Genomic DNA, 1,762 nt, shown 5'->3' with positions numbered 1-1,762 from the left:
GCATCACCGGCGCCGGCGGCGGGCTGGCCGGCGGGGTGAGCGGTAGCGCAGGCATCGCCTCGCTGCTGCTCTGCATCCGGCGCCAAATCAGGTACCCAATGCCGAATAGGAGAACAACCAACAGCAACTTACGCCACATAACCGTGTGCTCCCCAATTTGTAGGCGCGAATCCGAATCAATGTTCGTTATTGAGCTGCGTCGATGCCGGCTTTTGGGACGGTATCATAAGGGCGCTCTGCCGTCATCTGAACCAACATTAGTGACTGGCCTGCACCAGTGAGCGCAACAGGGCCAGATTCATGCGATCTTCCGCCATATCTTCGCCTTTGGGTGTCTCAATGATCATCGGCAGATCAACGAAGCGCGGATCGTTTACCAGCATGCGAAAGGCTTCGACGCCGATGCAGCCTTGGCCGATATGAGCATGGCGATCAACCCGGCTGCCTACATCCTTCTGCGAGTCGTTCAGATGAAAACACTTGACTCGTTCGATCCCGACGAGCCGGTCAAGTTCGGCAAAGGTGGCGTGATAGCTCGCTTCGTCACGAATGTCGTAACCGGCGGCGAAGATGTGGCAGGTATCAACGCACACCCCTAACCGGTCGTGGTGGGGGATCAACTCAAACAGGCGCGCCAAATGCTCGAAGCGGTAGCCGAGTGCGGTGCCCTGCCCGGCGGTCGTCTCAAGCAAGATCATGGTTGGGCCGCCGACCCCTTTCGCCAACAGACGATTAATCGCATCGGCGACGCGGGCCAATCCGGCCTCTTCGCCAATTCCAGTATGCGCGCCGGGATGGGTGACGAGGTACGGAATATTGAGCTGCGCGCAGCGTTCCAACTCGTCGGCAAACGCGGCGATTGACTTCTCGCGCAGTTCATCGGCGGGGGCGGCGAGGTTGATGAGATAGGAATCATGGACGACCACCGGGTGAATGCCGGTGCGCTCCTGCTCGGCGCGAAAGGCTGCCGCCTCTTCCGCCGGGATGGGCTTGGCCGTCCACTGCCGTTCGTTTTTGGCGAAGATTTGCATCGCCTCAAGCCCAACCGATTCTCCGCGAGCAAACGACTTCGAGACGCCACCCGAAATAGACATGTGTGCGCCGAATCGCGGCATACTTGTCGTCCCCATCCGTTTCCGCCGGCGAGTACCGGATATTGCAATTATATCACGGCTTGCCGGCAGCGCTTGGGGTATCCCGCTGGGAAGGTTGCGGACGCAGAGAGTTCGTGTCTTCGGCGAGCATTTAGCGCCGCGCGCTATTCCGGCAGCGATCCGAGCAGTAGCGCACCTCTTCCCAACAGCGCGCCCACTTTTTGCGCCATTCAAACGGTCTCCCGCAAGTAGCGCAGATTTTGGTCGGCAGTTGGCCTTTGCGTTTGGGAGTGTTGGCAGTCGCAGTGGTGAGTTTGGTGCGCGCCATAGCGAATCCTTTGCCGGTTTGCCACGGTTTCATCAATAGAGCAAGTAAGGCGCGGGCCGTCCGGCGCTGCGCATCGTGTGTGTCTCTGATCATCGTCGTACAGGTTTATCGTGGTGTCAACCCTATGCTTGAACGCCTCCTCAACTGGCTCTTTCCCGATCGCTGCGCTGGTTGCCGGCGGCTGACCGGCGACCTCTTCTGCGCAGCATGCCGGGCGCGGTTGCGGCCTTATCCGCCCTTCCCGCCGCCAGCCGGCCTTGACGCGGCGTGGGTGGCGTTTCGCTATGAGGGCAGCTTGGTCGCGGCGATCCACCTGCTCAAGTATGGCCGCCGCCGCCGG

3 protein-coding genes are annotated in these 1,762 nt (G+C 60.6%); 1 reads left to right on the top strand and 2 read right to left on the bottom strand.

Going from position 1 to position 1,762, the window contains the following annotated elements; genetic code table 11:
* Positions 1–257: 257 nt before the first annotated feature.
* Positions 258–1,115: a deoxyribonuclease IV gene (locus U9R81_RS00015; RefSeq protein WP_322493499.1), complete on the bottom strand. Its 858-nt coding sequence runs from the start codon at positions 1,113–1,115 to the stop codon at positions 258–260.
* 130 nt (positions 1,116–1,245) lie between these two features.
* A complete protein-coding gene (locus U9R81_RS00010) occupies positions 1,246–1,422 on the bottom strand; it encodes a DUF2256 domain-containing protein (RefSeq protein ID WP_322490322.1) in 177 nt (58 codons plus the stop codon).
* 124 nt (positions 1,423–1,546) lie between these two features.
* Here U9R81_RS00010 and U9R81_RS00005 point away from each other — a divergent pair.
* Positions 1,547–1,762 (top strand): double zinc ribbon domain-containing protein (locus tag U9R81_RS00005; RefSeq protein WP_322493498.1); only part of this gene is annotated, 216 nt, incomplete at its 3' end.

The sequence above is a fragment of the Chloroflexus sp. genome, assembly GCF_034435895.1.
In the GTDB taxonomy this organism is placed as follows: Bacteria; Chloroflexota; Chloroflexia; order Chloroflexales; family Chloroflexaceae; genus Chloroflexus.
The sequence above is the reverse complement of the archived record's forward strand: the minus strand, read 5'-3'. Positions and strand labels throughout refer to the sequence as shown.

Excerpts from the sequence above, each read along its gene's own strand:
- U9R81_RS00010 (WP_322490322.1), bottom strand. The coding sequence starts at position 1,422 with ATGGCGCGCACCAAACTCACCACTGCGACTGCCAACACTCCCAAACGC.
- U9R81_RS00015 (WP_322493499.1), bottom strand. The coding sequence starts at position 1,115 with ATGCCGCGATTCGGCGCACACATGTCTATTTCGGGTGGCGTCTCGAAG.